Origin of the sequence: Archangium violaceum, from assembly GCF_016859125.1 — a bacterium.
GTDB classification, from domain to species: Bacteria; Myxococcota; Myxococcia; order Myxococcales; family Myxococcaceae; genus Archangium; species Archangium violaceum_A.
On the sequence record NZ_CP069338.1, the window covers coordinates 3,675,984 to 3,702,411 of the forward strand.

26 protein-coding genes are annotated in these 26,428 nt (G+C 67.8%); 12 read left to right on the forward strand and 14 right to left on the reverse strand.

Features of this window, described 5'->3' with window-relative positions; translation table 11 throughout:
* Window positions 1-10 precede the first annotated feature (10 nt).
* Entirely contained in the window at window positions 11-946 is a 936-nt protein-coding gene (locus JQX13_RS15770) for a LysR family transcriptional regulator (RefSeq protein WP_203409833.1), read from the forward strand.
* Here JQX13_RS15770 and JQX13_RS15775 read toward each other — a convergent pair.
* From JQX13_RS15775 to JQX13_RS15785, 3 genes are all read right to left on the reverse strand, one after another.
* Window positions 943-2,358 (reverse strand): cytochrome P450 family protein, encoded by a 1,416-nt coding sequence (locus JQX13_RS15775; RefSeq protein ID WP_203409834.1) that lies wholly within the window; start codon window positions 2,356-2,358, stop codon window positions 943-945. The genes JQX13_RS15770 and JQX13_RS15775 overlap by 4 nt on opposite strands.
* Window positions 2,359-2,378: 20 nt before the next feature.
* Window positions 2,379-2,972, reverse strand: a complete 594-nt coding sequence (locus tag JQX13_RS15780) for a MarR family winged helix-turn-helix transcriptional regulator (protein WP_239014774.1) — start codon at window positions 2,970-2,972, stop codon at window positions 2,379-2,381.
* A 481-nt stretch (window positions 2,973-3,453) separates the two neighbouring features.
* Window positions 3,454-4,800, reverse strand: coding sequence for a chitosanase (locus JQX13_RS15785; RefSeq protein WP_203409835.1), 1,347 nt, complete (start codon window positions 4,798-4,800; stop codon window positions 3,454-3,456).
* Between the two features lie 290 nt (window positions 4,801-5,090).
* Here JQX13_RS15785 and JQX13_RS15790 point away from each other — a divergent pair, with 290 nt between their 5' ends.
* The 5 genes from JQX13_RS15790 (at window position 5,091) to JQX13_RS15810 (ending at window position 9,048) form a co-directional block, all read left to right on the forward strand.
* Entirely contained in the window at window positions 5,091-5,264 is a 174-nt protein-coding gene (locus tag JQX13_RS15790; RefSeq protein WP_203409836.1) for a hypothetical protein, read from the forward strand.
* 50 nt (window positions 5,265-5,314) lie between these two features.
* Window positions 5,315-5,701, forward strand: coding sequence for a phage holin family protein (locus tag JQX13_RS15795; protein WP_203409837.1), 387 nt, complete (start codon window positions 5,315-5,317; stop codon window positions 5,699-5,701).
* A gap of 173 nt (window positions 5,702-5,874) precedes the next feature.
* Entirely contained in the window at window positions 5,875-7,119 is a 1,245-nt protein-coding gene (locus JQX13_RS15800; RefSeq protein WP_203409838.1) for a hypothetical protein, read from the forward strand.
* Between the two features lie 63 nt (window positions 7,120-7,182).
* On the forward strand, window positions 7,183-8,139 hold the full coding sequence (locus JQX13_RS15805) for a DMT family transporter (protein ID WP_203409839.1): 957 nt from the start codon (window positions 7,183-7,185) through the stop codon (window positions 8,137-8,139).
* A gap of 279 nt (window positions 8,140-8,418) precedes the next feature.
* A complete protein-coding gene (locus JQX13_RS15810) occupies window positions 8,419-9,048 on the forward strand; it encodes a TIGR02265 family protein (RefSeq protein WP_203409840.1) in 630 nt (209 codons plus the stop codon).
* A 7-nt stretch (window positions 9,049-9,055) separates the two neighbouring features.
* Here the strand turns inward: JQX13_RS15810 and JQX13_RS15815 are convergent, their stop codons facing one another.
* A complete protein-coding gene (locus tag JQX13_RS15815; RefSeq protein ID WP_203409841.1) occupies window positions 9,056-10,090 on the reverse strand; it encodes an alpha-hydroxy acid oxidase in 1,035 nt (344 codons plus the stop codon).
* Between the two features lie 78 nt (window positions 10,091-10,168).
* Window positions 10,169-11,272 carry a spore photoproduct lyase family protein gene (locus tag JQX13_RS15820; protein WP_203409842.1) on the reverse strand — a complete coding sequence of 368 codons (1,104 nt, stop codon included), beginning with the start codon at window positions 11,270-11,272 and terminating at the stop codon, window positions 10,169-10,171.
* Between the two features lie 128 nt (window positions 11,273-11,400).
* Between JQX13_RS15820 and JQX13_RS15825 the strand changes: the two genes are divergently transcribed.
* The 4 genes from JQX13_RS15825 (at window position 11,401) to JQX13_RS15840 (ending at window position 15,034) form a co-directional block, all read left to right on the forward strand.
* Window positions 11,401-11,697, forward strand: coding sequence for a hypothetical protein (locus tag JQX13_RS15825; protein ID WP_203409843.1), 297 nt, complete (start codon window positions 11,401-11,403; stop codon window positions 11,695-11,697).
* Window positions 11,698-11,735: 38 nt separating this feature from the next.
* The gene (locus JQX13_RS15830; RefSeq protein WP_203409844.1) at window positions 11,736-12,458 is read left to right on the forward strand and encodes a L,D-transpeptidase family protein; all 723 of its coding nucleotides are present in this window, start codon (window positions 11,736-11,738) and stop codon (window positions 12,456-12,458) included.
* Window positions 12,459-12,581: 123 nt separating this feature from the next.
* Entirely contained in the window at window positions 12,582-13,427 is an 846-nt protein-coding gene (locus tag JQX13_RS15835; protein WP_203409845.1) for an aldo/keto reductase, read from the forward strand.
* A 125-nt stretch (window positions 13,428-13,552) separates the two neighbouring features.
* Window positions 13,553-15,034 carry a methyl-accepting chemotaxis protein gene (locus JQX13_RS15840; protein ID WP_203409846.1) on the forward strand — a complete coding sequence of 494 codons (1,482 nt, stop codon included), beginning with the start codon at window positions 13,553-13,555 and terminating at the stop codon, window positions 15,032-15,034.
* A gap of 63 nt (window positions 15,035-15,097) precedes the next feature.
* Here JQX13_RS15840 and JQX13_RS15845 read toward each other — a convergent pair whose 3' ends face one another.
* The 9 genes from JQX13_RS15845 to JQX13_RS15885 all read right to left on the reverse strand — a co-directional run bounded on the left by JQX13_RS15845 (window position 15,098) and on the right by JQX13_RS15885 (window position 25,072).
* Window positions 15,098-15,712 carry a hypothetical protein gene (locus JQX13_RS15845; protein ID WP_203409847.1) on the reverse strand — a complete coding sequence of 205 codons (615 nt, stop codon included), beginning with the start codon at window positions 15,710-15,712 and terminating at the stop codon, window positions 15,098-15,100.
* A gap of 35 nt (window positions 15,713-15,747) precedes the next feature.
* On the reverse strand, window positions 15,748-16,266 hold the full coding sequence (locus tag JQX13_RS15850; RefSeq protein ID WP_203409848.1) for an SMI1/KNR4 family protein: 519 nt from the start codon (window positions 16,264-16,266) through the stop codon (window positions 15,748-15,750).
* A gap of 12 nt (window positions 16,267-16,278) precedes the next feature.
* On the reverse strand, window positions 16,279-17,190 hold the full coding sequence (locus JQX13_RS15855) for a hypothetical protein (protein WP_203409849.1): 912 nt from the start codon (window positions 17,188-17,190) through the stop codon (window positions 16,279-16,281).
* Window positions 17,191-17,207: 17 nt separating this feature from the next.
* Window positions 17,208-17,591 (reverse strand): hypothetical protein, encoded by a 384-nt coding sequence (locus tag JQX13_RS15860; protein WP_203409850.1) that lies wholly within the window; start codon window positions 17,589-17,591, stop codon window positions 17,208-17,210.
* A gap of 36 nt (window positions 17,592-17,627) precedes the next feature.
* Window positions 17,628-18,377, reverse strand: coding sequence for an ankyrin repeat domain-containing protein (locus JQX13_RS15865; protein WP_203409851.1), 750 nt, complete (start codon window positions 18,375-18,377; stop codon window positions 17,628-17,630).
* Window positions 18,378-18,469: 92 nt separating this feature from the next.
* Window positions 18,470-21,643, reverse strand: coding sequence for a type VI secretion system Vgr family protein (locus JQX13_RS15870; RefSeq protein WP_203409852.1), 3,174 nt, complete (start codon window positions 21,641-21,643; stop codon window positions 18,470-18,472).
* A gap of 4 nt (window positions 21,644-21,647) precedes the next feature.
* Window positions 21,648-22,508: a DUF4123 domain-containing protein gene (locus JQX13_RS15875; protein WP_203409853.1), complete on the reverse strand. Its 861-nt coding sequence runs from the start codon at window positions 22,506-22,508 to the stop codon at window positions 21,648-21,650.
* Window positions 22,505-22,906 carry a PAAR domain-containing protein gene (locus tag JQX13_RS15880; RefSeq protein WP_203409854.1) on the reverse strand — a complete coding sequence of 134 codons (402 nt, stop codon included), beginning with the start codon at window positions 22,904-22,906 and terminating at the stop codon, window positions 22,505-22,507. The genes JQX13_RS15875 and JQX13_RS15880 overlap by 4 nt, the downstream gene beginning before the upstream one ends.
* A gap of 12 nt (window positions 22,907-22,918) precedes the next feature.
* A complete protein-coding gene (locus JQX13_RS15885) occupies window positions 22,919-25,072 on the reverse strand; it encodes a type VI secretion system Vgr family protein (RefSeq protein ID WP_203409855.1) in 2,154 nt (717 codons plus the stop codon).
* Window positions 25,073-25,406: 334 nt separating this feature from the next.
* Here JQX13_RS15885 and JQX13_RS15890 point away from each other — a divergent pair, with 334 nt between their 5' ends.
* Together JQX13_RS15890 and JQX13_RS15895 are read left to right on the forward strand one after the other, a co-directional pair.
* On the forward strand, window positions 25,407-25,895 hold the full coding sequence (locus JQX13_RS15890) for a 3D domain-containing protein (protein WP_203409856.1): 489 nt from the start codon (window positions 25,407-25,409) through the stop codon (window positions 25,893-25,895).
* Window positions 25,896-25,912: 17 nt separating this feature from the next.
* Complete coding sequence (locus tag JQX13_RS15895; RefSeq protein ID WP_203409857.1) at window positions 25,913-26,428, forward strand: hypothetical protein; 516 nt, start codon at window positions 25,913-25,915, stop codon at window positions 26,426-26,428.

Genomic DNA, 26,428 nt, shown 5'->3' on the forward strand with positions numbered 1-26,428 from the left:
CTGTGCCCGAATGGGCAACAAGACATCGAAAACGAAACCCGAGGTTGCCATTTCAGCAACGACGCCAGACGACCTGTGGGACCTGCGTGCCTTCTGTCTGGTCGTGGACCACGGCTCGATCACCGCCGCGGCGAAGCAGCTGGGTGAGACCAAGGGCTCCGTGAGCCGAAGGCTCTCCCGCTTGGAGTCGGCCCTGGGTGTTCCCCTCGTTCGTCGCAGCCCCCGGCTCGTGCGGCCCACGGAGGAGGGGGTCCTGTACCGGCAGCGTGTTGGACGTGCGCTCGAGCTGATCGAGGACGCAACGGATGCGCTCAAGGAAGCACAGGGACACCCGCGCGGGCGGCTCCGTGTCACCGCTCCGCCGGACTTCGCCCATACGGTGCTCGCTCCGGTGCTCGCGCGGTTCTGTGAGGCCCACCGGGACATCTCGCTGGAACTGCTCCTGACCGACCGGGAGCTCGATTTCGATGCGAACCAGCTGGACATCGCTCTTCGCGTGGCCTCGTCCCTTCGAGACTCCTCGCTGGTCGCGCTTCGGCTGCTCGATGCGCAGATGGGCTTCGTCGCCTCACCGGCGTACCTCGAGCGAGAAGGCCGTCCGCGCCGCCTGGCGGAGCTCCCGGCGCATCGCGTCCTGACGATGCGTCGCGAGAGCGGGCCGAGCGCCGTTCGCCTCACGCCGAGTGTCGTGGTGCAGGATGGCGCGTTCCTCCGCTCCCTGGCGTTGGAGGGGGTGGGGATCGCCATCCTGCCCCTGGCCCTGGTCGAAGCGGATCTCTCGCAAGGGCGGCTGGTGCGGCTGTTGTCCGATCAGGGCAGTCCGATCAGGATCTCCTTGTACCTGCTGCATCCGGCCACTCCGTTGCTCCCCGCCAGGGTCCGCGCGTTCCGCGACTTCATGGCCCACGCGCTCCAGAAGCAGGACCGTGGGCCATGGGGCTCCTAGAACAGGACGGGAATCCGGTTGAAGCCTCGCATGCTGGCGACGCTGCCCCACTTCATCTCCTCGGCGGGGACGGCCAGCCGCAGCTTCGGGAAGCGCTGGAAGAGGAGCTCGAAGGCGATCTGTGCCTCGAGGCGGGCCAGCGGCGCCCCGATGCAGACGTGGATGCCCTTGCCGAAGGCGATGTTGCGGTGGGCGTCGGGCCGGGTGATGTCGAACACGTCCGGATTGGCGAAGCGCGCCGGGTCCCGATTGGCCGAGGCGAGACCCAACGACAGGTTCTCGCCCTTGGGGATGTGCGTCCCTCCCAGCTCGAGGTCCGCCTGGGCGATGCGGGGCGTGCTGATGTAGTCGACCGGTCCCCAGTAGCGCAGCGTCTCCTCGACGAGCCCCTTGGCCAGGCCAGCGGGGTTCGCCATGAAGAGGGCGTGCTGCTCGGGGTGGGTGAGCAGCGCGACGACGCCGTTGCCAATCAGGTTGACGGTCGTCAGGTGCCCGGCGAAGAACAGGATGAACACCATCGACACCATCTCCTGGTGGCTGAGGGTGTCGCCGTCCTCCTGGACGTGGACCATCTGGCTGATCATGTCCTCGGCCGGCTCACGCCGCTTCCGCTCGAACAGACCTTCCAGATACTGAGAGAACGCCCGCAGGCTGCCCCTCACCTTCTGATCCGCCATGGCCTCCTGTCGGTCGGTCTTCAGGAGCATCTCCGCCCATCCATGGACCTGCTCGCGATCCTCCATCGGGATGCCTAGCATGTCGCTGATGACCGTGACGGGCAGCGGATACGCGAAGGACTCGACGAAGTCCATCCGGCGCTCCGACACGGCCTCACCGCGCTCGGCCGCCTTGCGCTCGGCGGTGTCGAGCAGGTCATTGACGAGCTTCTGGATGCGCGGCCGGAGCATCTCCATGGCGCGAGCGGTGAAGTTGGGTTGGACCAGCTTGCGCAGCCGCGTGTGGTCGGGCGGGTCGAGCATCAGGATGCTGTACGCGACGGGCCGGAACTCCTCCGGCATGGACGACTCCACCCGCGCGCGCTGCTCCGGCGTCATCGCCGAGCGGAAGTCGGACGAGAGCCGGTCATCGAGCAGCGCGGCCACCGTCTCGTCGTACCGGGTCACGAAGAGCCTGTCGCGGCCAGGTACCTTGCCAGAGGCGCGAGCCTGTGAGCCCACCGGGTGAGCTCCGTCCGCGAGGCCGCGGCCGAAGGGGCAGCGCACCACGGGCGCCGTGTCCCGCAGCTCGGCATAGATGGCGTGGGCCCTGGCCATGAACTCGGGGCTCTCCCTGTCCAGGAGCACGGAGTCCACGGCCGGGGCCTCCCGGAGGGCCTTCATGGGGCAGCTGCCACCCGGCTCCGGTGCCGCCGTCACGGGTTCCTTCTGTGCTTCCACTCGGTTCGTCGTCATTGCGTCCTCCGTCCTTCGTGTCACTTCCCGCCGCTCTTCGCGGGGGGCTCACGTCGTTGCGCCGTCTTGGCGCGTTTGGCTCGCGGCACCGCGGGGCTCCGCTCGTCGGGGGGCGGGTCCCTCGTGTCTTCCTCGTCCTCGTCACACTCCAGGGACGTGGGCGTGCGGTTCTCCAGCGCGATCAGCGCTCGCTCCACGAGGTCCAGCGCACGGCCCAGCTCCTTCAGCTCCGTGGGGGAGGCGCTCGCGAATTGAGCGGCCAGGTCGTTGGCCAGCGCCTGTTGGACCCGCTGTCCCACCGTCAGTCCGGCCTCGGTCAGCACCATGCGGAGCCGCCGCCGGTCATCCGGATCTGCCTCGCGGCGCACGTAGCCGTGTCGCTCGAGGCGATCGAGCAGTCCGGTGATGACGGCCGGAGTGACCCGTAGCCGCCGCGCCAGATGCCTGGGCGAGGAGACTCCCTCGCGGATGGCGTAGAGCACGGTGAGCTGGCGCAGGCTCAGCTCTCCACCCAGCTGGTTCGCCTGCACGCTCGCCACGGCCCATCGATTGAGGCGGGGGATGAGCCGCAGCACTCGCAGCGCATGGTCGAAGGATGGGTTGCTCCTGGTCATCCGTCCCGTTCCTGACGCGCGGACCGCGTCGCCGGATTCGTTATCTTCAATAACGGTATGCCAGGTAAACGATATTGAAAAGCCATTCCAGTCCCCATCGCGCTTTCCACTCCAGGCGGTCGGGAGCTGAGCCCACGTGGGGCAGACAGTGGGGCTTGTGCCTACCAGGTAGGCTCAGGAGAGGAAGAGCCGGATGCGGCGTGCCTCGGTGAGGCCGGACGTCACCCGGCCGACCAGCCAGCAAGTGGTGGCGGTGATGTCGATGCACGACATGTTGCTGGCCATGCCGGCCAACTCACACCGGCGCTCTGGAGTGCTCACGGCCACGACGGGTCGTCGGATTCCACCTCAATGGCCCTTGGCCAATGGAGAGAGGAGAGAGGGCACGATGGCGGTGGGGGGCGAGGCCGTGTGAGCTCCCGCGCGTGAACGCGGGAGCTCCTTCACCCCAGAGGCCGTGGTGCCCGGGGGGCGAGCCGTCTCAGTTACACGAGTACGAGTACGAGCTCGGCGTGCTCCAGGTGCCATCCGGGTTGATCTGGCGCACGGTGTAGCCGCTGAACGGGTAGGACGAGCCCCAGCAGTCCCGGGCGCGGACATCGTTCCGGACGGCGGTGGACAGGTCCCAGTTGCCCCGGCGGCGCAGCTTCTCGTAGATGGCGACGCGGTCGATGGCCTCGATCCACGTCGAGTCGGCGGCGAGCGTGTCGCGGCGCTTCTCGAGGAACTTCTGCAGCCAGGCGCTCTCGGTGATGCCGTTATAGCCAATCACCGGCGCGACCTGTCCGGAGTTGCCGAGGGCGGTGTTGGCCGCGCGGATGAATTCCCTGGCGCCATACTCGCCGTGGTTGATGAACGCGTCGTACAGCGCGGCCTTCGTGAGCGCCGTGGTCAGCCCCCACTTCTTCGCGGTGGCGAGCATGGGCGAGTAGTACAGGCGGTCATTCACCTGGTCCTGGCAGCTCTTGAAGTCCGCCCGGGTGGTGGTGTTGTTGTAGCTCGCGGCCCAATCCGCCGTCCAATTGCCGATGACGTCCAGCTCGGACGTCGATGCCTGGGATTGGCCCGTCGAGAGGAAGCGGTTGTTGATGGTGATGAGCCCCGGCATGTACTTGGCCATCAGGTTGCCATTGCTGGCGCTGCGGAGATTCACGTAGCACTCGATGACCTGGATGGCGTCACCCGTGCCGGTGCAGAAGCCCGCGCGGCCATTCGTGTAGCCTCGGCCGTCGTGGATGTTCTCGGAGTAGGCGTAGTCGATGACGGGGGTGTCGTTCTCCCAGATGCTCGTGATGGCCTCGGCCACCTTCTTCTGGTTGGCCGTCATCCCGCCGTCGCTGCCTCCCGTCCCGCCGTCCGTGCCACCGTCATTGCCGCCCGTGCCGCAGCTGGGGTCGCTGATCTGCACGTTGGTCGCGGTGAACGACGAGTTGGACGTCGTGGAGTAGTAGAACGTGTACGAGGCGTTCACGCCCACCGTCAGGCTCGACGTCCTCGAGTACGTGCAGGTCGTGCCGCTCTGGGTGTGCGTCCAGCCCTCGTGGTCGTAGTCACAGACCACACCGCTGGGGACGTTGAAGGCGATCTTCGGGCTCGTCATGGCGCTCGTGCCCGTGTTCTTGAAGACGATCGTCCCCCAATAGTTCGGACCATCGTAGGTGTTCGTCGTAATCGTATACGAACAGGTGGCGAGCTCCTGCCGCATCGAGTCCGATTGGGTCTCGAATGCATTGTTTCCCGCCCCACATGCGACGAGCGTGGCGGCCGTCCCAACGAGTGCCAGGTGCCGGTATCCCTTGCGCAGCGCTTCGTATCGACGATTGCTCATACAGGAATCCCTCTCGTTTCGCGGTGGCCATCCGCCGGTGCGGATGGGACGTCCCTCCAGACGCAGACATGGACGTTGCTGGCCGGATAGTCGAGTTTTACTGATTTTGCAATGATACCAGTTCTCGGGGGGGGCTCCCTGGGAGGGCAATCAGCCATTCAGGCCGGAGGGCCCGGGCCTCCCGTGCTTGCGCAGACAGGCGGGCTCGGTGCGGCTGCCCTGCCTTGCCGGGAATCGTTCAGGGCCACACGTTCGAGAGGACGGAATGGGTTTCGGGAGGACGCTGAGCCATGCCGGTTCTCTACCTGCTGATGGGATTGGGGCTGCTGGGCCTGTGGGTGGTGGCCCTGGCGCAGGGAGGCGTGGTGGGCTGGTTCCTCTGGCTGACCTTCGGGGTGGCCATCGGCATGGTGGTGCTGGCCATCCTCGACTTCGCCTCCGCGTGGAGGCGGAGGGCGACGTGAGCCGAGGCCGCGCGGCGGTCGAGAGGAGGTAGGCCGTGGAGAGCTGGAGGATGCCCGAGAAGGGTCTGTCGACGAACGAGCTCGTCCGCCGGGCCATGAGCGAGGCACGGTTGTTGGCGAAAGCGGAGCTGCTGCACGCGAAGGTGGAGCTCGCGCAGGAGGTCCGCGCGGCGCGCATCTCGGGCGTGTTCCTCGGGGGAGGGGCGGCCTTCGCGCTGGTGGCGCTGGCGATGCTCTTCGTGGCGGGAGCGGCGGCGCTGGCGCTTCCTCTGTGGGCGGGGGCGCTCATCGGCGCGGGGGGGGCCCTGGTGCTCGCGGCCCTCTTCGCGGCCATCGGCTGGACGAAGCTGCCCAAGGAGCCCCTGCGCCATACGAAGGAGCGCCTGTCGATGGACCTGGAGGAGATCCGCCAGCACATCGAGCTCGCGCGGCACTGAATTCCCGGGCGCGTGTGCATTTCCGCGTGGGCTGCACGCCGAGCGGCCTGCTTCACTCCGGGCGGGGAGGAGGGGGCCTCGGGCGACTGGCACCACCCCGAGCCGGGCCGCTAGGGTTCCGCGCGAGTCGGGACCATGAAGGCTCCCGCCGACATGCTCCGGAGATATCGACGATGCGGTTGCGCACGACCCTGCTGCTGGGCCTGCTGACTGGCTGTGCCACCACGGCTTCTACCTCCAAGACGGAGGCCCCGGCTGAAGGCGCCCCCGCGGCCCAGCCGGCCAGCACGTCCGAGCCCAGGGCGGACCTGGAGGCTCTCTCCACGCGCGAGCTGGCGCCGCTCGCGAAGCAGCAGGTGTCCGCGCCGGATGGCTCCTTCACCGCCGAGGTGGAGGCCGAGGCCGCGCCCACCTTCCAGGAGCAGCAGGGCGTGCTCGTGCTCAGCGTGCCGCTCGGGACGCGCAGCCCCATGACGTGCTTCGTGTACTCGGAGCCGCTGGACGCGGGCGGCGCCATCTACCGGTTGTTGCAGATGGCGGGGCAGCGCACGGACATCCAGCGCGCGCGCACCACGGACGTGCGGCTCATCGGGGACAGCCCGGCCGTGTTCGCGGAGGCGCTGTACCTGACGGACACGCCGCGGGGCAAGGCGGCGGGCCTGGCCAAGATGATGGTGTACACCCATGATCAGGTGCCGCTGGTGTGCACGCACGACGAGATGGGCTACTCGGAGAGCTTCCAGCGGATTTCCAGTGGGCTGGCCGGGTCGCTCAAGAGCGCCGCCGAGAGGCCGCAGGCCCCGCGCTACTTCGAATTCAGTGTCATTCGCGTGGAGGGCCACCCGGTGGGCTTCGAGAAGCGTGTCACGCGCGATGCGTCCGGCGGCGGGAGACTCACCGAGCTCGAGGTGAGCTTCCTCTTCCCTCGCTCGCAGAAGGAGATGACCGTGCAGGACACCGTCTCCACGGAGCTGTCCGACAAGGACGGCAGGCTGGTGGCGCGTGACCACGCCCGGGCCACCAACGGGGAGCTCGACATCCAGATGTCGCTGGAGCAGGTGAAGGGCCGCGAGTACCACTACGAGGGCAAGCACAATGGCAGGGACCTCAGTGGCAACTTCACCGCTCCCGACGAGCTGCTCGGTGAGCTGGGCTCCTCGCGCGTGGTGCGGGAGCAGCTGCTCTCGGGCAAGAAGAAGGAGCTGACGCTTCAAGTCTACAGCCCCTCGGCCAGCCCGGCCGCGCCGATCCCCCAGGTGCTGCGCAAGGAGGCCGGTGCGCGCGAGCTGACGGCGGAGATTGGCGCCCTCAAGATGACCCTCTCCGTGGACGCCCAGGGCATGGCGGAGAAGGTGACGATACCCATGGGCAGCATGCAGATGGTGCAGGAGCGGGTGAGTGTGAGCGGGACGCCGTGAAACGCGGGCCCTGAACCCGAGGTGCGTGGCGATGGGGCGGCGCGCATGGTAGTGGCGCGCCCCATGTCGTCCCTACCCGCGGCGTCTCGCGCCCGTCTGCTGCTCGCCTATACCGCCTGCTTCGTCCTGTGGGGCTCCACCTGGGCCGTGGTGAAGGTGGGGCTGCAGGATCTGCCCCCGCTGCGCTTCGCCGGCGCGCGCATGTTGCTGGCGGGGCTGGTGCTGCTGCCCTTCAGTGGCCTGCGCCGCTCGCGGCCGGATGCGCGCACCACGTGGATGCTGATGGGCGTGGGGGTGTTGCAGATCGCCCTGCCGTACGGGCTGCTCTTCATCGCGCAGCAGTGGATTCCGTCGAGCTGGTCCGCGCTGCTCTTCTCCACCTACGCGGTGTGGTTGCTGCTGGTGGGGCGCCTGCTGCTGCCGGATCAGCCGCTCACCCCGCTCAAGCTCGTCTCCGCGGGGTTGGGGCTCGCCGGCATCCTCGCGCTCCAGTACGAGCACCTGCGCGGGCTCAGCCTCTCCGGGCTGGTGGTGGCCGGGTGCGTGCTCTCGCTGCTGGCCACCTTCTCCATCTCCGTGGCCAATGTGCTCGTGCGGCGCTCGCTGGCGCACGTGCCCACGAGCCTCTCCGTATGCGTGCAGACGCTGAGCAGCTCCGTGCTGCTGCTGGCCGCCTCCCTCGCCTTCGAGTCCCACCTGCCCGGCCACTGGACGCCTCGCGCCGTGCTGGCCATCGTCTACCTGGCGGTGGGCGCCACGGCCCTCACGTACCAGCTCCTCTTCTGGCTGCTGTCGCGCGTGCCGCTCGCCGTCATCGGCGCCATGCCGCTGCTGGACACGCTCGTGGCCGTGCTGCTGGGCGTGGTGATGCTCGGCGAGCACGTGGATGCCTCCCTGCTGTTGGGCGGCGCGCTCATCCTCTCCGGCGCGGCCCTGGCCAACCTCTCGCCCTCCCCGCCCAATCCGCCCGAGGACCCTTCTCCCCGCGCCCCAGGCGCCCGCTCCGCCCCGACGGCCTGAGACTCCGAGCAGAGCTGTTGACCATTCAACTGAAATGTCACGAGATGGTCACGATTGTGTGACGGCGTGCGTGGGATGTGCGGGCGCCCCCCTGCTCGGTCGTCCGCCCTGTGGCCGAGCGGGAGGGGATTGGGTCTCAGGGTCTGGGTCTCCTCACACGGAGAGCCGTTTTACCTGGGGCCCCTGTTGTGTCAGGATTTCCTGGAATATTCGCGCAGGAGCCGATTTCCCCGGTGCACGGGCGGGTCGAGCGATACCCGCATGGGGAGGGCGCACGGGATGAGCGGGATCAGCGGAGAGTGGCACACGGTGATGTCGTCGGAGGGAGAGCGGGAGCTGGAGCTCAGGCTGTCGCTGGCCGGGCCCGAGGACACCATGCGGGGTGTGTTCTTCCGCAGCACCCAGGAGGCCGTCCTGGCGATGAAGGGCGTGGCGGCGATGGCGGTCTGCCTGGAGGAGTGCGGTGGGGCGCGCGCCTTCGTGGACTTCTTCGCCTACCCGACGAAGGACTTCCTGCGGGTGCTGAGGCGGGCGGCGTGGCTGCTGGGCGGGTCGGCCGGAGGCTTCGACGGGGCGATGCGGATGTTGGGGAACCTGGTGACGTCGGCGTTCCTGGGGAGCCTGTTGGGCAACACCATCCATGTGCTCTTCACGGGCACGCCGCGGCGGGTGCTGGAGAACCTGCCCATGGCCTACAAGCTGATGATGCCGACGGGCGGTGGGCTCTCGGTGGTGTGGTTGGGGCACACGCGCTGCCGCATCATCTTCGAGCGGGACTTCCTGCCGCGCTCGTATGTGGAGGGCTCGCTGGAAGCGCACCTGAAGAAGGCGGGGGCGCGCTCGCTGTGCATCACCGGGAGGCTGACGGGCTCGCTGTCCAGCGAGTACGACGTGTCCTGGGAGCCGTGAAGCGCGCTCAGGGCGCGCGGGGCGGGGCGAGCACGTCCGGGCCCACGGAGGAGACGCGGGACAGGCCGGCGAGCGCGAGCGTGTGGGCGGTGTCCTCGCGCAGCGCCTCGAGCACCTGACGCACGCCGCCGGCGCCACCGGTGGCCAGTCCCCACAACACGGGCCTGCCGAGGAGCACGGCGCGGGCCCCGAGGGCCAGGGCGCGCAGCACGTCGCGTCCGGAGCGCACGCCGCCATCGACGAGCACGGGAGCGCGGCCGGCGGTGGCGGAGACGACCTCGGGGAGTGCGTCGGCGGTGGCGAGGGCGCCGTCGAGCTGCCGCCCGCCGTGGTTGGAGACGATGAGGCCGGAGGCGCCGTGGTGGAGGCACTCGAGAGCGTCATCGGCGCGCAGCACACCCTTGACGAGCACGGGCAGGCCGGAGTCCTCGCGCAGGCGGGAGATGTCGGCGAAGGTGACGTCGGGGGCCTGCTCGGCGAGCGCGCGGTGGGCGAGGCCCTCGAGGTTGGCGAGGAAGTCCTCGTCGGCGAGGGGGAGGGAGGAGTCACCGCGGTTGCGGCGCTTGCGGCCGACGTAGGGGGTGTCGGCGGTGAGGACGAGGGCGCGGGCTCCGGCGGCGGCGGCGCGTTGAACGAGGGAGCGGGTGAGGCCGCGGTCCCGGAAGACGTAGACCTGGAACCACCAGGGCCCGGCGAGGGAGGCGACGTCCTCGATGCGGCGCGAGGAGCGCGAGGAGAGGACGAGGAGGGAGCCTGCCTCACGGGTGCCCTGGGCGGTGGCGAGCTCGGCGTCGGGGTGGGCGAGCGAGTGGAAGGCGGTGGGGGCGACGAGGACGGGGGAGGAGAGCATCGAGCCCAGGAGCTCGGTGGAGGTGTCGACGGAGGACACGTCGCGCAGGACGCGAGGACGGAGGCGGAGGCGGGCCCAGGCGGCGGAGTTGTCGGCGAGGGTGGCCTCATCGCCGGAGCCGCCGGCGAAGTAGTCGAACACGACCTGTGGGAGCCGCTCGCGGGCCTGGGCCTCCAGCGCTTCGTAGAGCATGGCCCGGGAGCTTACCTACACCCCCTCTCCCCCTGGGAGAGGGCCGGGGTGAGGGGATGGGGGGCCCGACAGCGTCCCTCAGAACGCATAGCGCACGCGGCAGTACGGCATGCGCCGGGCGAGCAGCTGCTTGAACTCCTCGACGAGCCTGCCCTTGAAGCCCGTGCGGTAGCGCACGTTGGCGCCGCCGCCCTGGGACACCTTGGCCTCCTGGAGGTCCGGCCGCCACAGCAGCTCCTCGGCCTTGGGGTGCCAGCGCAGGTTCACCTCGTGCAGGCGCTCGTTGTGGGTGAGGAAGATGACCTCGGCGGCGAGCTGCTCCTTCGCCTTGTCGCCGATGCCGTCATCCACCTGCTGGAAGAGCGCGTCGTACTCGGCCTGCCAGCCGTCGGTGACGACCACGGGCGAGAAGTTGAGGTGCACCTCGTAGCCGGCGGCCACGAAGTCGTCGATGGCGGCGATGCGCTCGGCGATGGGGCTGGTGCGCACGTCGAGCAGCTTCGCCTTCGTGTGTGGCATGAGGCTGAAGCGGATGCGCGTCTTGCCCCGGGGCGCGTACGCGAGCAGCTCGCGGTTCACCAGCTTGGTGGCGAACGAGCCCATGGCGTTGGGCAGCGTGGTGAAGAGCCGCACCAGGTCCCTCACGTTGTCACTGAGGCCCGCGTCGGCCGAGCAGTCGCTGTTGCAGCCGATGTCATACACCCAGTAGCGCGGGTCCACCGTGTTGGGCTCCGTCTTGGGCCCGAGCTTCCCGGCGTGGCGGCGGATGGCGGCCGTTAGCTGCTCGATGTTGACGAAGACGGTGACGGGGTTGGCGTACCCCTTGTGTCGCGGCACGTAGCAGTAGGCGCAGCTCATGACGCAGCCGTTGGCCGCCGAGGGGGGGATGAAGTCGGCGCTGCGTCCATTCGCCTCGAAGCTCATGGACTTCTTCACACCCAGTACGAGGGTGCTGCCCTTGATGCGGTTCCACGCCTCGGCGTTGCCCTCGTTGCCGAAGAGGCCGGGGATGTTCCAGTGGGAGCGCACCTCCACGCGCTCGGCGTCGGGGAAGCGCGCGAGGATGTCGCGACCGCGCGTGAAGCGCTCGACGTCGGGCTCCAGGTAGATGCGGGACACCTTCAGCAGCCGGTCAAGTGGACCGGAGGCCGGTGCTTCTGGGGGAAACAGGTCGAGGTTCATCAGGAGTGGGTTTGGATGCGCCAGGAGCCATCGTGTTCCGGGGTCCCCGCGCTTGTTCCGGACGGTAGGGCATGGGCTAGAATGTCGACGAACCCACGGACGCACGCATGCCCTCCAACGAGCCAGGAATGGTCATCGATCTCCAGAAGGAGCGGCTCCGCCGGGGCATGACGCGCTACCACCGCGAGCCCATCCAGACGTGGCGGCGGAAGGTGAAGCTGACGCTGGCGGCCACGGCCCTGTTGGGGCTGCTGGCGGGGCTGTTGCACATCGTCCTGGAGACGGGCGGCATGGAGGCGGGCGGGATGAGGGAGGAGTCCTCGGGCAACGAGTCTCCCTTCCGTCCCTCGCGTGTGGATCGGGAGGACGTGGCCGGGCCGGCCTGGTTCACCACCACGGGCGCGGGTCGCTCGGGAGGCCGGTGAGAGGGAACGGCGAAGGGCGCCGGGGCGTCCACGGGGGCATGACGAGACTGCTCTTCCTCTGGGGATTGCTGGCGGCGTTCACGGTCCGGGCACAGGACAGGGTGGCGGAGGCGCGCCGGGCGAAGGAGCGCGTGGTGGCGGACACCTTCGCGGCGGCGGGTGTCTCCTGGCCGCCCGGCGAGCTCTATGTCCGGGCCTTCAAGCAGGAGCGGGAGCTGGAGGTCTGGGCGGGCGAGAGGGGCCGGCCCCTGCGCAAGGTGAGGACGTTCCCCTTCTGCGCGGCCTCGGGGGACGTGGGCCCCAAGCGGCGCGAGGGGGATGCACAGGTCCCCGAGGGCTTCTACACGCTGGACCGGTTCAACCCGCGCAGCCAGTTCCACCTGTCCCTGCGCGTGAGCTACCCGAACGCCGCGGACCAGAAGCGGGGCCCGCCGCCGCTGGGCGGTAACATCTACATCCATGGCGACTGCGTGAGCATCGGCTGCATCGCCCTCCAGGACGGTCCCATCGAGGAGCTGTACCTGATGGTGTGGGAGGCGCGGGCGCGGATGAAGCGGGACGTGCCCATCCACATCTTCCCCAGCCGGCTGGACGCGCGGGGCCTGGCCGCGCTGGAGAAGCACCCGAGGGCCACGCCGGAGCTCCTCGCCTTCTGGCGCGCTCTGGAGCCGGGCTGGCGCCTCTTCGAGGAGACGCGGCGTCCGCCCCGGGTGTCCGTGGACCCGAGGACGGGCACCTATTCCGTCAAACCCGGGCGGTAACGGTTGGGGGGTAGTAGGGGTTGGCTCTCTTGAAGGGCGAGTGTGGGCCAGGGAACGCCGGGAGCCAGGCCGGCATACCGGGCGGAGGAATGACCTGCGAGCCTGGGTGCGCGAGGGAGACACATGGAGAAGCACGTCTTCGGTTCCACGGGGGTAGCGGTGCCGGTGCTCGGGCAGGGCACCTGGCAGATGGAAGAGGATGACCGGGCGGGTGCCATCCGGGCGCTCCAGGTGGGGTTGGACCTGGGGTTGACGCACGTGGACACGGCGGAGCTGTACGGCTACGGCGAGGTGGAGGAACTGGTGGCCGAGGCGCTCGCCGGGCGGCGCCACGAGGTGTTCCTGGTGTCCAAGGTGATGCCCAACAACGCCACCTACGAGGGCACCCTCCAGGCCTGCGAGCGCAGCTTGAAGCGGCTGGGGACGGATTGGCTGGACTGCTACCTGCTGCACTGGCCGGGGCCGCACCCGCTGGAGGACACCCTGCGCGCCTTCGAGCGGCTGCGGACGGATGGGAAGATCCGCTCCTGGGGGGTGAGCAACTTCGACGTGGACGACCTGGAGGAGGCGCTGGCCATCGCCGGGCCGGGACGCATCGCGTGCAACCAGGTGCTCTACCACTTGAGGGAGCGGTACATCGAGCACCGGGTGCTGCCGTGGTGCGAGCGGCACGGGGTGGCGCTGGTGGGCTACAGCCCGTTCGGCAGCGGCGACTTCCCGGAGCCCGACAGCGCGGACGGGCGGGTGCTTGCGGAGGTGGCGCGGGCGCACGGGGCCACGCCGCGTCAGGTGGCGCTCGCCTTCCTGTCGAGGAAGCGCCCGCTCTTCACCATCCCCAAGGCCAGCCACGAGGCGCACACCCGAGACAACGCGGCGGCGGCCCGGATGCGGCTGACGGCGGAGGAGCTGGCCCGGCTGGACGCCGCCTTTCCCCCGGGTCCGGCGCAGCGGGATCTGCCCGTCGTGTAGGGAGAGGTGACTGCGAGTCCGGGGGAAGCAGGCGGGCGGGCCAACGCCATCATTGGGGGATGCGCGGTGTCTGATACCGTGCGCGGACGGGCTGGGGGCGGGTCCCCTGGGCCGTGGTCGCGCACATGGACATCTTCCTCCGCTCTCCCGCAGTCCAGGAGAACTACCACGAGCACCTGTTGACGCGCGGGCCGGTCCGGCTGCGCCAGTTGGCGATCATCGCGCTGGTGGCCTCGCCGGTGCTGTTTGGCTTGGACCTGCTGTACGTGATGGCGGTGAAGGGGGGCGAGATGCACCTGGGCGAGCTCGCGCTGGCGCGGCTGCCCTGGATGCTGGTGCCGCTGGTGGTGTGGACGTCGCGGGGGCTGTTGAGCCTGACGGCGCTGCCCAGGGTGATGTTCTGGGCCACGGCGCTGTACGCCATCGGCAACGAGTGGACCTTCTACCAGATTGGGACGGCGGGCTCGGGCTACCACGCGGTGATGGTGTTCCTGAACGTGCTCACGGGGCCGTCGGTGCTGCCGGTGGGCCGGTGGGCGCGCTTCGGCTTCTACGGGCTGCTGGCGTTGGCGCACCTGGTGTTCGACGCGTGGCTGTCGAGCGCGTCGCTGGCGAGCATGGTGATGATGGACATCACCCTGCTGCTGGGGACGTTGGCGGTGGGCTTCCTGCTGGAGGCGTTGCACAGCGGGCACCGGCGGCAGTTCCACTTGAGGCGGGACATGCTGCGCGCGCTGCGCGAGCTGGAGGCGTCGCGGGGCAAGGTGGTGGAGACGGGGCGGACGCTGGCGGGCTCGGCGCAGGTGCTCTCGTCGACCATCGCGGAGATGTCGCAGCAGGCGTCGCACGTGCGCACGGCGGCGCTGCGGATCGCCACGGCGAGCGAGCAGATGGCGAGCGCGGCGGGGGCGCTGTTCCGGCACTCGCGGGCGAGCGCCACGCAGGCCGAGGAGGCGCAGCGCTACACGGGCGAGGTGGACACGCTCATCAGCGGGATGGAGACGAGCCTGTCGGCGATTGGCCAGGCGGTGGGGCGCAGCGCGCAGAGCGTGCAGAAGCTGGAGGAGAGCTCCGAGCGCATCCACGGCTTCGTGGAGACCATCCAGGAGATGGCGGCGGCGACGAACATGCTGGCGCTCAACGCGGGAATCGAAGCGGCGCGAGCGGGGGACCACGGGCGGGGCTTCGCTGTGGTGGCGAAGGAAGTGGGCAAGCTGGCCGAGGAGTCGGGGCGCAGCTCGGCGCGGATTGGCGAGGTGGTGGGCGGGGTGACGCGGCAGATGACGGACACGCTGCAGGCGGTGGGGCACATCCGCGAGACGACGGAGCGCTTCACCCCGGTGCTGGAGTCGGCGCGCACGACGCTGCGCTCCATCCGCGAAATCGTGTTGCAGAACCAGAAGCTGATGGAGAAGAGCTCGGGAGAGGCGGAGCGTCAGGCGGAGCAGACGACGCACATCTCCCAGGGCTGCGCGACGTTGCTGGAGCTGGTGGACACGTACGCGCAGATGGGCACGGACGTGGCGGCCACGGCGCTGCAGCTCGGGAAGATGGCGGAGGAGCTGCGCAAGCTCCTGCCCGAGGAGGAGCGGACCGCGAAGCCCTGATTCCCAGGTTCGGTTGTCGGGTATCGGGGCGGTGATGGGCCACCGGGTTCATCACCCCTCGTCTCAACGTTCGAGGATGGCGAGGTCTTGCGGCGTCAAGCCGGGGTTCACCTCCACGAGCCAGAACTCGCCGGGGGAAAGATAGGCGATCTCGAGCAGGTGGCTGCGCTGCGGCAGGTGCGTGGCGAGCTCTTCGGCGAAGGCTGTCAGCTGGGGCAGGGCCGCCGCGAAGCTCTGTGCCGACTGGCCGCGCAGACAGGAGCTGAGGCGGCGGCATTCCCTTGGGTTGGCGAGGAATCGCACCTCGCTGACCTCGGAATAGTCCACGTACGGTGACAGGTGTAGCCGCAAGGGCAGACCGGTCTCGAGCCAGGCGCGCGCGGCGAGGCGTTGGGGCCTGGTGGGGCATTTGAGCAACCGCTCCACCACCTCACGGATGTTCACGCCTTCGTAGATGACTCCCAGCGCCCCTGCGTCACGCCAGCTCTTGATTCCCAGCTTGGGAACCAGGGCCCGCGGAGCGGGAAGATCGAGGCTCGTGGGCAATGACAGCTGGAATCCCTCTCCGAGCGGCGCGACGGGCGCCGAGAGGACAGGCGGCGCCAGATAGGCCTTCTGGACTCGTCCGGGCAGGCGGTCGAATTCGACCGCCTGGAGCTTCTCGTAGACGTGTACCATGAGGTCAGCTCATGTCCGTGCTTCGTTGTACCGGCTCATGACCGGAGCCCATCGATGAATGCCTGGAAATCCTCGGCGACGAAACCCAACCAGGTATTGTCCTCCGTACCCCAAGCCCATTCCTTTGCAGTCCAGTACCAGATGCGGCCTGGGTGTTCTCCCATCTCCAGCAGGAGCATTCCCTGCCCCGCGTCGTTGCCTACCGGCAGGAAGTTCGCGGGGAACTTGGGAAAGTCCTCGTCCTCCTCATCCTCGGCTTGCTTCGTGGTGCAGATGTGGTGGGCCTTGATGATCCTGTCGGGTTCGAACAGGAACGCGATATCGCCCTGGCGGAGCTCCTTCCGGTCGGGAAAGGCGATGGTGTAATCGAACAGGCAGCGCATCCCCGGAACGTCGTCGAAGACGACGAAGCCAAACCGGGTCACGAACTCCACATAGGGAGCTGGAAGAGACAAACCGAATCTGGCTTCGAGCCGGGTGATGTCAGCGGCCGTTGCCTTGGGATAGCCGCGCTTGTTCCAATGGGACTGCATGGCTTCTGGTATCTGGAACATACTGACCTTGCTTCAGAAGAGTTCGTTGTTCACCATCGAGTTTCCGCCCGTATGCGCGACCCCTCCCGCTTGCACATCATGGAGGGCGCGAGGGACGTAGCCCACCTCACCACTCTCGAAATGGTGCAGGACATAGTCCTTGCTGGACGGGGGCTCCCACGCCGGGTTGTTCTCACGCATCATGGCCTTGAGTCGATCGCCATCGATTTTCGCGTCTCCGCTGACCTCCCAGAGGTTGTGTTTTCCACCTTCGACATACTTGTCGAAGTTCGGTGCTCCATCCCGGAACTCGAGCTGCTTGACCTCGGTCCCGTCAGGTAGCTTCTTGGGCTCGGTGAACTCGAAGATTCCATTTCCGTCCGCCGGTTGCTTGCCATCGGGGGTACGCCATCTGCCGTTCTCGCCGCTCTTGGGCATGTGGCGACGGCGATTCTCGCCTTTGTCTCCCTTGAGCTTCTTGCAGTCCTCGCAGCCAGGGGTCTTCTTCTTGGCATCCTGCATGGCCTGCTGAACACGCTCCAGGGCCTTCTTGCGCGCAGCGGCCACCTGCTCGAGGCTGAGGCCCCTTTGCTTCAAGGCTTGAGCACTCGCCTTCGCGAGGTTGTCGCCCGCCTTCAGCATCGCCTCCAATGCCTTGGCCGTCCGGGGGGCGTACTTGGCGATCTTGATGGGTTTGGCCAGGGCATCGCCTACATAGGGCACCATTCCCCCTAGGGACAGAAGTGCCCCCAGGGCATCGCCCTGGGCCGCGGAAAGCACGAAGCCCACGGCATCGCTCGTGGGGGTTGGATCGAAGATACCGATGATGTCCGCGGAAACGGAGGCCTTCTCGAGCGCGGACATGTTCGCGGCTTCGCTCTTGAAACGTTCCCAGACATTCTGGCGCAACTGTTCGGAGAGGGCATCATTGTAGGCCTCGGTCATGCGTCGAGCCCCCCGTGCTATGTGCTCCACTCATGTGGAGCGTTGAACTTCTGCGCGTCTTCCCAGGCCTGGGCATAGCGCTCGGTCGCGAGCTCCTTGAACCGGTCTTCGGCCGTGCGTTCCCCCCATGACAGGACGCGGGCGATCTGCGGTTGTCTGTAGAACCCAGGTGCGATGTCCCAGCGAAGCCTGACGAAGAGGCGCATCGAAAAGACATCATCGATCCTGAACCGTGAGGCGAGATCGATGCTGTCATTGATCAACTGGAGGAGGTAGGGGCGTGGATGAATGAGCACGATGTCGGGGCGATACTCCGCGAGATGCTCTTCGATATCCCGGACCAGTAGCTCGCGCTGGTTCAGCACCATGCTGTGCAGTTGTGCCTGGGCCACCTTGAGCATGGGGTTCTCGTCACACTCCTTCTCGAAGGGTGGTCCTCAGGGCCTCTGGGGCCGTGGAGCCGTCTTCGGCGCGTTGGGCGGCGGCCACTTGCCGGCTTCGCGCAGGGCATGCCCCTCGTCGGGGGTGGGCGCGGGCTTGGGAAAGCCGATCGCGTGGAGCCGCTCCAGCAGTAGCAACCGCTCCTTGTTCATCGGGCTGCGGTGGTCCCAGGCGGGGACGCTCCCCGCTCTTTCCGCCGTGAAGCCCAGGGTCGTCCCGAACGAGTCCATGACCCAGGGCGAGGCGCCTCGGTCGAGGAACTCGTTCACCAGGTCGAAACGCCTGGCCTGCGCCGTGGACAGCGCCACGGAGCCGCCGACACTCGAGGGCATGTCGAGTCTGGCTCCATGCTCGAGGTAGAAGTCCAGGGTCTTCCTGTTGCGGGTATCCACCGCGACCTCGAGCAGGAGATCTCCACCGCCGTAGTTGTTGAGGTCCGCGCCCGCGGCGTGGAGGCGCTCGAGCCAATACAGGTCATCGAGCAGCGTGGCGGCGTACAGGGCCTGGCCGGCGATCTTCCCCTTGGGATCTCCCAGGGCGCCGTGCTCGAGCAGCGTATCGAGCGACTTCTTCTGGCGCGCGGCGACGGCGATGCTCAGCCAGCTCGTGGCATCGCGGCCCACGGTCAGCGGCTCCACCTCGCCCGTCTCGAGCAGCCGCTCGATGGTCGGGACATCCCCTTCGGCGACCGCCCGCGCCATCTGCTTGTCGGCGGGCTTATCGAAATAGCTATCTGGCCCAGACACTGTCGCTCCTCCCTGTTTCGAACACCCACCCAACAATGAGAGCATGGCGGCCCAAGCCAGCCACGGCCATCGGCGCATCATGGGTCACCCCTCTACCGCTTTCCAAGCTGGGCCTCGCACCCGTTGGCGACGTACGCGTTCTGCAGGGTCTCCCGGTGTTCTTCGAGGCTCTTCTTCACCTGGTCCATGCCATGGAGATCCACCCGGTACAGGACGGGGTCATACCAGGCGGACTTGAAGTCCTTGCTCGGTAGGATGTTCACGCGCCGGCCGGTGGCCTGGGGCAGCGTTCCGTCGACGAGCATCGCGGCCACCATTCCGCCAACGGGGCCTCCCAGCTTCGTGCCCGCGACGACGGCCCCTCCCTGGATCACCGCCCGGTTGTCCTGGACCCAGTTGAGGACCTCGCCTTCCACGACGTAGGCGTTGATGTTGGCAGCCGCGTTCGCCAGGTTCGCGCCACCCACCGTCTTCGGATGGACGCCGGCCGGGTTGAAGGTCGTCGTCCTGGCGCCGGTGACGACACCCGCGGCGGCCGCCATGCCTCCACCCTTCGAGTGTCCGATGATCTCGAGATTGCCGGGTCCGACGGCGAGATCCAGGCGCTCGGCCAGCTTCTTGGCCTTCTCGTAGTGCTGGCTCTCCATGCCGGAGCCCTGGAGGAGGTTCTCCTTCCAGTCCTTGAAGCCCTCCTTGTTCTCGGTGCCGCGGAACGTGAGGTAGGTCTTCCCGCTCTGGTCCTGGTAGATGGCGGCGCGGTAGCTGGAGCCCTCGGGCTGCGTCAGGTCCTTGAGCTGCTGGTCGGAGAGGCGGCCCTTGAAGAGCGCCCGCAGCTGCTCCGGATCATCGCTGGGGCGGGTGAATCCGGGCGGGGGAGGGGGGATGGGTGCATCGGGCGCGCGGCTCGGGTCGTACCGGTTGTACACGTCCGCCGCGAGTCCGGCGCGGACGGTGGCCTGATCCATCTCGTCGATCTGGTTGGCCAGCTGCACGCACGTGACGGTGGGCTCGCGGGCCTGGAGGACCGACAGGGGCAGCATGGTCGCCGCCAGTTTCATCGGCGCGACGGGGGCGAGCTCCGAGCCGCCCTGGGCCACCGCGAGACCGCTGGGCGGCCGGACCTTTCCATCGTCCGCCAGGGCCGGCACGGTGGGGACGGCCTCCACCGCGTCCTTGGGGGCGGTGGGGCTCACCCCACTTCCGGAGAGCGCCGAGCCACCGCTGTTGATCAACACCATCGTGCCCTTGATGGCGATACCGCTCGCGTCGATGGTGATGAAGCCACCGGGCCCCTGGACGGTGATTCCGGTCGCCGCCTCGATGACGATCTTGTTGGACTTGAGGTGGACCTCCTTGCCCGTCTCCACCGCGGTCACCTGACCCACCGAGGTGTGCTGGTCCTTGCCCACCTGCAGGGACTGGGTGCCGTCCACCTTCTCGACGAGGCACTCCTTCACGTGCAGGTGGCTGTCCTTGTGCACCAACTCCGTGCGGTTGGATTTGATGACGATGTCCACGTCGCCCGCGCCGTCGATTCCACCCACCAGCCGCTTCAGATTCCCGCCCACGTGCTCCTGGCTGTGGCGGTGCACCGTCAGGCTCTTGTCCCGGAACACCAGCTCGTTCTGGTCGCCGGCCTTCCCGTTCTTCCCCTGGCTGCCAATCGTCTGATGCCGGTCGTGCAGGATGTTCTCGAACGAGTCGTTCTTCACGTGCACGTCCATGTTCCGCTCGGCGTGCATGAAGAACTGCTCCTTGTTCTTCTCGTCCTCGAAGCGCAGCTCGTTGTAGCCGTCGCCTCCCAGTGAGGAGTTGGATTTGATGGTGCTCTTGGTCTTTTCCGCGGGCAGCTCGTAGGGGACGAGGTTGGCGCCGTTGTACAGCCGGCCGGTGATGATGGGCCGATCCGGATCGCCCTCGATGAAGTCGACGATGACCTCCTGGCCGATGCGCGGGATGAACATCCGTCCCCACTGCTCACCGGCCCAGAGCTGGCTCACGCGAACCCAGCAGGAGCTGTTCTCGTCGAGCTTGCCCTGGCGGTCCCAGTGGAACTGGACCTTCACGCGGCCCCACTCGTCCACGTGGATTTCTTCCCCCGAGGGCCCCACCACCACCGCCGTCTGTCCACCCCGGACATGCGGCCTGGGGGTCACCCGCGGGGGGCGGTACGGCACCTTCTCCGGGATGCACGTGAAGTGGTTGGAGTAGCTGAAATCCCCTGAGTCGGACTCCTCGTCCAGCGTCTGGGGCTGGCTGCCCGCGTGGCTCACGTGCGTGAGCAGGTAGCGGCCGTTGTAGTCCCCACGCGAGTGCTCCGCGAGCGTGAAGAGCCGCCCCGGCACCAGTCGCTCGCAATCACTCTGTCCCTGCCCCTGCACCCTCGAGGCCTGCCAGGCTTCCAGCCTCAGCCGGGCGATCGTCGCGCCCTTGGCCGAGGAGCCACGGCCGGGGTCCAGGTACTCGCCCGGATAGTCATACACCTCCAGGTCCGCATCCACCTCGGCCTCGTGTTTGGCCTCCATGGGCAGCCCGGGCTTCTTGTAGTTGAAGTCGCGCAGGCTCGTCCGTCCTGGCCGTACCTCCTGCACGCGGCGGAAGCGCGCCACGTGGTCTTCCAACACCACGCCACCGGTGGAGCGGCGGAAGGGCAGCTGCTGCGCGCCATCAATGGGCTTGAAGGCGGACTCCTTGTCGCCGAGCACCAGGATGTGTTTGTCCTCGTGGTGCTCGAAGAAATAGAAGATGCCGTCCTCCTCCATGAGGCGGCTGGCGAAGGCCCAATCGGACTCGCGGTACTGCACGCAGTAGTCGCGGGGCTCGTAGGAGCCCATGAGGGAGAAGCGCACCTTGTCGGCGGGGACGCCGGCTGCCTCGAAGACCTTCTTGAGGATGGCGGGGGTGTCGAGCTTCTGGAAGATGCGGCAGTCGTGGCGGTGCTGGAGCCGCCACACCAGGGGCACCACCGTGGCCCGGTAGATGGCGAAGCGCGGCAGCTCGTTCACCTGCTCGAAGCGGCTGATGATTCCATTGAGATGGCGAAACCCCGCCTCTCCCCGGATCGCCAGCAGCGCCGACTTGCCCACCACCTGCGCGAAGTCGATGCCCTGGTTCTCGCAGGCGAGCTCCACCTGGAACTCGAACAGGCTCGACAGCCCCTCCGCGCCGGAGAAGCGGACCACCCGCATCGGCGCGTCGAAGCCTCCGATGTCGAACAGGAAGACAGGAGACCCGCCTATCTGGTGAACGTGTGCGCGAGCAACCATGGTGTCAGCCCATTCTCGGATTGGAGGGGAATTCCATGAGCGTCCCGTTCGAGCCGCTGAGGATGAAGCGCTCGATGTCCCCGAAGAACTCCTTCTTCGCCTCCGGGGGGCTCGTCGGGAGGAAGACGCTCAGGACGCGGGGATCATAGAAGCGGAAGTAGAGCCTGCCCTCGACGTCCTCCGCCTCCACCATGAGGAACTTCCGGAGATGCCGCCGGACCTGGAGCAGGGGGACCGCGGTGGTGAAGTAGACGCCCCAGGCGTCCGTCCACCCCTCCTGCACGAGCGCTTCCAGCAGCCACGAGTCCTTCCGGGGCAGGCTCACCAGGAAGGGCGCCACGTCCGCCAACGCCACGCCCTGGGGTCCCTCGTACAGGGAGTGGCATTCCTCCACCGACTCGTGCAACAGCTCGAGGATGCGCTCGGAGCGCGCCGCGTCGACAATGGCATACAGCGGGGCCTGTTGCTCGCGCAGCACCTCCAGGGCCCGGGCCTTGGCGGGGACCATTTCGGGCGGATCCGGCTGCTCGGGCTCACGCGGAGGGGTGGTCCGCTCGAGGTAGACCGAGAAGTCCGTCTGCCCCGCGCGCAGCCAGCTCCCGTTGAGGACCTCGCCGTCCTCCACCCGCTCGCCATCCAGCAGGACTCCCGAGGGGCTCTTCAGGTCATACATCCAGCCCCGTCTGCCGCTCCAGGCGATCTCGAAATGCTCTTCCGCCAGCTCCGGGTCGTGCGGCACCACCAGCCCCGCGGAGGAGCCCCGCCCCACCCGGAGCACCTTTCCGGGCTCGATGATGGCCTTGTGGTAGGCCATGGGTCCCCAGCGAACCTGGAGGATGGCGTGGCGCCTGGCTTCCGTGCTCATTGGCCCTGCGCCTCGGCCTCCTGCTGCTTCCTTCGCTTCTCGCACTCCTCGCAGAAGGGGACGCCATCCCGCGCGGCGATGGTGATGGTCTGCCCCTGCGCGGACGAGCCGATGACCACCGTCGGGCAACCGGCCACGATGACGCCTCCGTGGGAGGTCGGGTCTCCGAGGCGGGCCGCGGGCTTGCCACCGATGATGACGGAGGACTCGCCCTGGGAGATGGAGTCCGATACGCCCGGGCCCGTGCACAGGAGCGAGTCACCGACCCGCGCCGCGGGCTGGTAGCCGATGAGGACGGTGCTCTCTCCCGAGGTCGTCGGGCCGCCCACGTGGGGAACGGGGCCCGGCTCCACCTTGGGGCAGACATGCACATCCGTGATTCGTGCGGCGGGAGGCATGGGGGTCTCCTCTCAGGGAACGCTGCCGTCGTCCGCGGGGGTTGGCACGGTGGGCGTGGCCTCCACCGCGTCCGTGGGGGCGATGGGGCTGACACCGCTTCCGGAGAGCGCCGCGCCTCCGGTGTTGATCTGCACCAGCGTGCCCTTGATGGCGATGCCGCTCGCGTCGATGGTGATGAAGCCGCCGGGCCCCTTGATGGTGATGCCGCTCGTCGCCTCGATGACGATCTTGTCGGACTTGAGGTGGAGCTCCTTGCCCGACTCCAACGCGTGCAACCCAGCCACCTTCACGTGCAGATCCTTGTCGATCTGCAGCGAGTGCACGCCGTCCACCTTCTCATTGAGGTTCTGCTTGACGTGCAGGTGGCTGTCCTTGTGCACCAGCTCCATGCGGTTGGACTTGATGACGATGTCCACGTCGCCCGCGCCGTCGATTCCACCCACCATCAGCTTCAGGTCCCCGCCCACGTGCTCCTGGCTGTGGCGGTGGACCGTCAGGCTCTTGTCCCGGAACACCAGCTCGTTCTGGTCGCCGACCTTTCCGTTCTTCCCCTGGCTGCCGATCGTCTGGTGCCGGTCGTGCAGGATGTTCTCGAACGAGTCGTTCTTCACGTGCACGTCCATGTTCCGCTCGGCGTGCATGAAGATCTGCTCCTTCTTCTTCTCGTCCTCGAAGCGCAGCTCGTTGTAGCCGTTCCCCCCCTGCGAGGAGTTGGACTTGATGGTGCTCTTGGTCTTGTGCGCGGGCAGCTCGTAGGGGACGAGGTTGGCGCCGTTGTACACGCGCCCGATGATGAGCGGCCGGTCCGGGTCGCCCTCGATGAAGTCGACGATGACCTCCTGGCCGATGCGCGGGATGAACATGGCTCCCCAGCCCTCACCGGCCCAGAGCTGGCTCACGCGAACCCAGCAGGAGCTGTTCTCGTCGAGCTTGCCCTGGCGGTCCCAGTGGAACTGGACCTTCACGCGGCCCCACTCGTCCACGTGGATTTCTTCCCCCGAGGGCCCCACCACCACCGCCGTCTGCACGCCCCGGACATACGGCCTGGGGGTCACCCGCGGGGGGCGGTACGGCACCTTCTCCGGGATGCACGTGAAGTGGTTGGAGTAGCTGAAATCCCCCTGCTCGGACTCCTCGTCCATCACCTGGGGTTGGGTGCCTTCATGGCTCACGTGCGTGAGCAGGTAGCGGCCGTTGTAGTCCGCCCGGGAGTGCTCCATGAGCGTGAAGAGCCGCCCCGGAGCCAGACGCTCGCAATCGCTCTCCCCTCGCCCCTCGAGCCTCGAGGCCTGCCAGGCCTCCAGCCGCAACCGGGCGATCGTCGCGCCCTTGGCCGAGGAGCCGCGGCTGGGATCCTGGTACTCGCCCGGATAGTCATACACCTCCAGGTCCGCATCCACCTCGGCCTCGTGTTTGGCCTCCATGGGCAGCCCGGGCTTCTTGAAGTTGAAGTCGCGCAGGCTCGCCCGTCCCGAGCGCACCTCCTGCATGCGGCGGAAGCGCGCCACGTGGTCTTCCTCCACCACGTTGCCCGTGGAGCGGCGGAAGGGCAGCAGCTCCACGCCGTCGATGGGCTTGAGGGCGGACTCCTTGTCGCCGAGCACCAGGATGTGTTTGTCCTCGTGGTGCTCGAAGAAATAGAAGATGCCGTCCTCCTCCATGAGGCGGCTGGCGAAGGCCCAGTCGGACTCGCGGTACTGCACGCAGTAGTCGCGGGGCTCGTAGGAGCCCATGAGGGAGAAGCGCACCTTGTCGGCGGGGACGCCAGCCGTCTCGAAGACCTTCTTGAGGATGGCGGGGGTGTCGAGCTTCTGGAAGATGCGGCAGTCGTGGCGGTGCTGGAGCCGCCACGCCAGGGGCACCACCGTGGCCCGGTAGATGGCGAAGCGCGGCAGCTCGTTCACCTGCTCGAAGCGGCTGACGATGCCGTTCACGTACCGGGGCGCCAGCTCACCATTGAGCGTCAGCACCCCCGGCTTGCCTACCACCTGGGTGAAGTCGAGGTCCTGGTTCTCGCAGGCGATCTCCACCTGGAACTCGAACAGGCTCGACAGCCCCTCCGAGCCGGAGAAGCGGACCACCCGCAGCTGCTCTCCCAGGCCCTGGATGTCGAACAGGAATAGAGGAGTTTCCCCCAGCAGGTGCACGAGTGCCCGAGCAACCATGGCGCAACTCCATTCCGTGTAGAGCGGACCGGCTCGACCTCAGGGCCGCCCCCCGAGCCAGTGTGACGAACATGAGAGCGGGATTTTCTTCTCAGCTCTCAAAACCGGTGGTGTTGTGTAGCCAATATCCCCTGACGGAGCAAGCTTCATCAGGTTCTTGGAATTCAAGAATCCGGCGTTTCTTCCTGGTGTGCGGGTGGGTGTGCCGTGGCCCCGGTGTGCCTTCTCCACCGAGGCGCTCACTCCACCGCGTCGGTCTCGAGCGAACTGTGGGGGCTGGTGCGCCTGCGCTAGGCTGGCGGACGGGCCCGGGTTGGCCAGAGGAGCCACGCGCATGGGAAACGACGACTGGATGGATGGCTTCGTCATCACCCACTACATCATCATCACCGAGACGGACCCGGTGTTCGCCAATGACAAGAAGGTCACGGCCAACGGGCTCGAGGGGGAGTACCGGGAGGGCTTCCTGTTCAAGGAGAAGACGGGAGTCCTCTTCCAGGGGACGGGGCTGACCGAGGCGGGCGAGTACATCACCATCAACTGGAACAAGGGGGGGCCCAAGGGTCGCAACACCTGGTTCACGAAGGGGAAGGGGGGCAAGTGGAAGAACCCGGTGAAGTGGGAGTCGGTGGCGGTGGATCCCCACGTCATTCCGCTCGGAAGCCGGCTGGAGATCGAGGCCTATCCGGGCAAGAAGTTCCTGGCCTGGGATACCGGGGGCGCCATCAACGGGAAGCACATCGACATCTTCCTGGGCGCCACGACCATGAGCGAGGGGCGGGCCTACGGCAGGAAGAAGTCCCGGGTCCGTATCCTCAAGTAGGTGCGGGGAGCTTTTCCATGATGCATGCCGCGCGACGCCCGGTTGGAGTGGCCCTGCTGGTGGCGCTGGCGGGGGGGGGGTGCCGGACGGCCCCTCGCGAGAGCCCCGCTGGAGGGATGGCGGCTCGCGTGACGCTCGTGGATCCCCACCGACACGCGGTCGATGTGAGCCAGTCCTGGGTCACGGAGACGCCCAACGAGGGCTTCGCGCTGGTGAGGGTGCCCGGGCTCCCCGCCGACAGCGAGCTGGATGAGCGCGCGAGTAGCCTGGAGGGCTCGTTCCAGGCGTTCGCCACCTGCGAGCCGGTCTGCAGGGTGCTGGTCCGCTCCGTCCCACGGGGAGAGGTGTACGAGCTCCAGGGGCCGACCTTCACCGACCAGCGGCCCTTCTCGGGGCTGGTGTGGCTCGCCTCGGACATCCTCGTCTTCGACCAGTGGACCCAACCCCACTACGGCATCCACTACGCCGTGGACGTGAGGGCCCGCGGGCTGCTCCAGGCCGCCCCCTTCACGGACCGCGTGGACGGGCAGTGA

Coding starts and splice junctions, on each gene's coding strand:
- JQX13_RS15775 (WP_203409834.1), bottom strand. CDS start 2,358: ATGACGACGAACCGAGTGGAAGCACAGAAGGAACCCGTGACGGCGGCA.
- JQX13_RS15870 (WP_203409852.1), bottom strand. CDS start 21,643: ATGGTTGCTCGCGCACACGTTCACCAGATAGGCGGGTCTCCTGTCTTC.
- JQX13_RS15875 (WP_203409853.1), bottom strand. CDS start 22,508: ATGAGCACGGAAGCCAGGCGCCACGCCATCCTCCAGGTTCGCTGGGGA.
- JQX13_RS15785 (WP_203409835.1), bottom strand. CDS start 4,800: ATGAGCAATCGTCGATACGAAGCGCTGCGCAAGGGATACCGGCACCTG.
- JQX13_RS15810 (WP_203409840.1), top strand. CDS start 8,419: ATGAGCGGGATCAGCGGAGAGTGGCACACGGTGATGTCGTCGGAGGGA.
- JQX13_RS15885 (WP_203409855.1), bottom strand. CDS start 25,072: ATGGTTGCTCGGGCACTCGTGCACCTGCTGGGGGAAACTCCTCTATTC.
- JQX13_RS15805 (WP_203409839.1), top strand. CDS start 7,183: ATGTCGTCCCTACCCGCGGCGTCTCGCGCCCGTCTGCTGCTCGCCTAT.
- JQX13_RS15790 (WP_203409836.1), top strand. CDS start 5,091: ATGCCGGTTCTCTACCTGCTGATGGGATTGGGGCTGCTGGGCCTGTGG.
- JQX13_RS15815 (WP_203409841.1), bottom strand. CDS start 10,090: ATGCTCTACGAAGCGCTGGAGGCCCAGGCCCGCGAGCGGCTCCCACAG.
- JQX13_RS15795 (WP_203409837.1), top strand. CDS start 5,315: ATGCCCGAGAAGGGTCTGTCGACGAACGAGCTCGTCCGCCGGGCCATG.
- JQX13_RS15780 (WP_239014774.1), bottom strand. CDS start 2,972: ATGACCAGGAGCAACCCATCCTTCGACCATGCGCTGCGAGTGCTGCGG.
- JQX13_RS15860 (WP_203409850.1), bottom strand. CDS start 17,591: ATGCTCAAGGTGGCCCAGGCACAACTGCACAGCATGGTGCTGAACCAG.
- JQX13_RS15880 (WP_203409854.1), bottom strand. CDS start 22,906: ATGCCTCCCGCCGCACGAATCACGGATGTGCATGTCTGCCCCAAGGTG.
- JQX13_RS15770 (WP_203409833.1), top strand. CDS start 11: ATGGGCAACAAGACATCGAAAACGAAACCCGAGGTTGCCATTTCAGCA.
- JQX13_RS15850 (WP_203409848.1), bottom strand. CDS start 16,266: ATGTTCCAGATACCAGAAGCCATGCAGTCCCATTGGAACAAGCGCGGC.
- JQX13_RS15820 (WP_203409842.1), bottom strand. CDS start 11,272: ATGAACCTCGACCTGTTTCCCCCAGAAGCACCGGCCTCCGGTCCACTT.
- JQX13_RS15835 (WP_203409845.1), top strand. CDS start 12,582: ATGGAGAAGCACGTCTTCGGTTCCACGGGGGTAGCGGTGCCGGTGCTC.
- JQX13_RS15840 (WP_203409846.1), top strand. CDS start 13,553: ATGGACATCTTCCTCCGCTCTCCCGCAGTCCAGGAGAACTACCACGAG.
- JQX13_RS15895 (WP_203409857.1), top strand. CDS start 25,913: ATGATGCATGCCGCGCGACGCCCGGTTGGAGTGGCCCTGCTGGTGGCG.
- JQX13_RS15825 (WP_203409843.1), top strand. CDS start 11,401: ATGGTCATCGATCTCCAGAAGGAGCGGCTCCGCCGGGGCATGACGCGC.
- JQX13_RS15890 (WP_203409856.1), top strand. CDS start 25,407: ATGGGAAACGACGACTGGATGGATGGCTTCGTCATCACCCACTACATC.
- JQX13_RS15830 (WP_203409844.1), top strand. CDS start 11,736: ATGACGAGACTGCTCTTCCTCTGGGGATTGCTGGCGGCGTTCACGGTC.
- JQX13_RS15855 (WP_203409849.1), bottom strand. CDS start 17,190: ATGACCGAGGCCTACAATGATGCCCTCTCCGAACAGTTGCGCCAGAAT.
- JQX13_RS15845 (WP_203409847.1), bottom strand. CDS start 15,712: ATGGTACACGTCTACGAGAAGCTCCAGGCGGTCGAATTCGACCGCCTG.
- JQX13_RS15800 (WP_203409838.1), top strand. CDS start 5,875: ATGCGGTTGCGCACGACCCTGCTGCTGGGCCTGCTGACTGGCTGTGCC.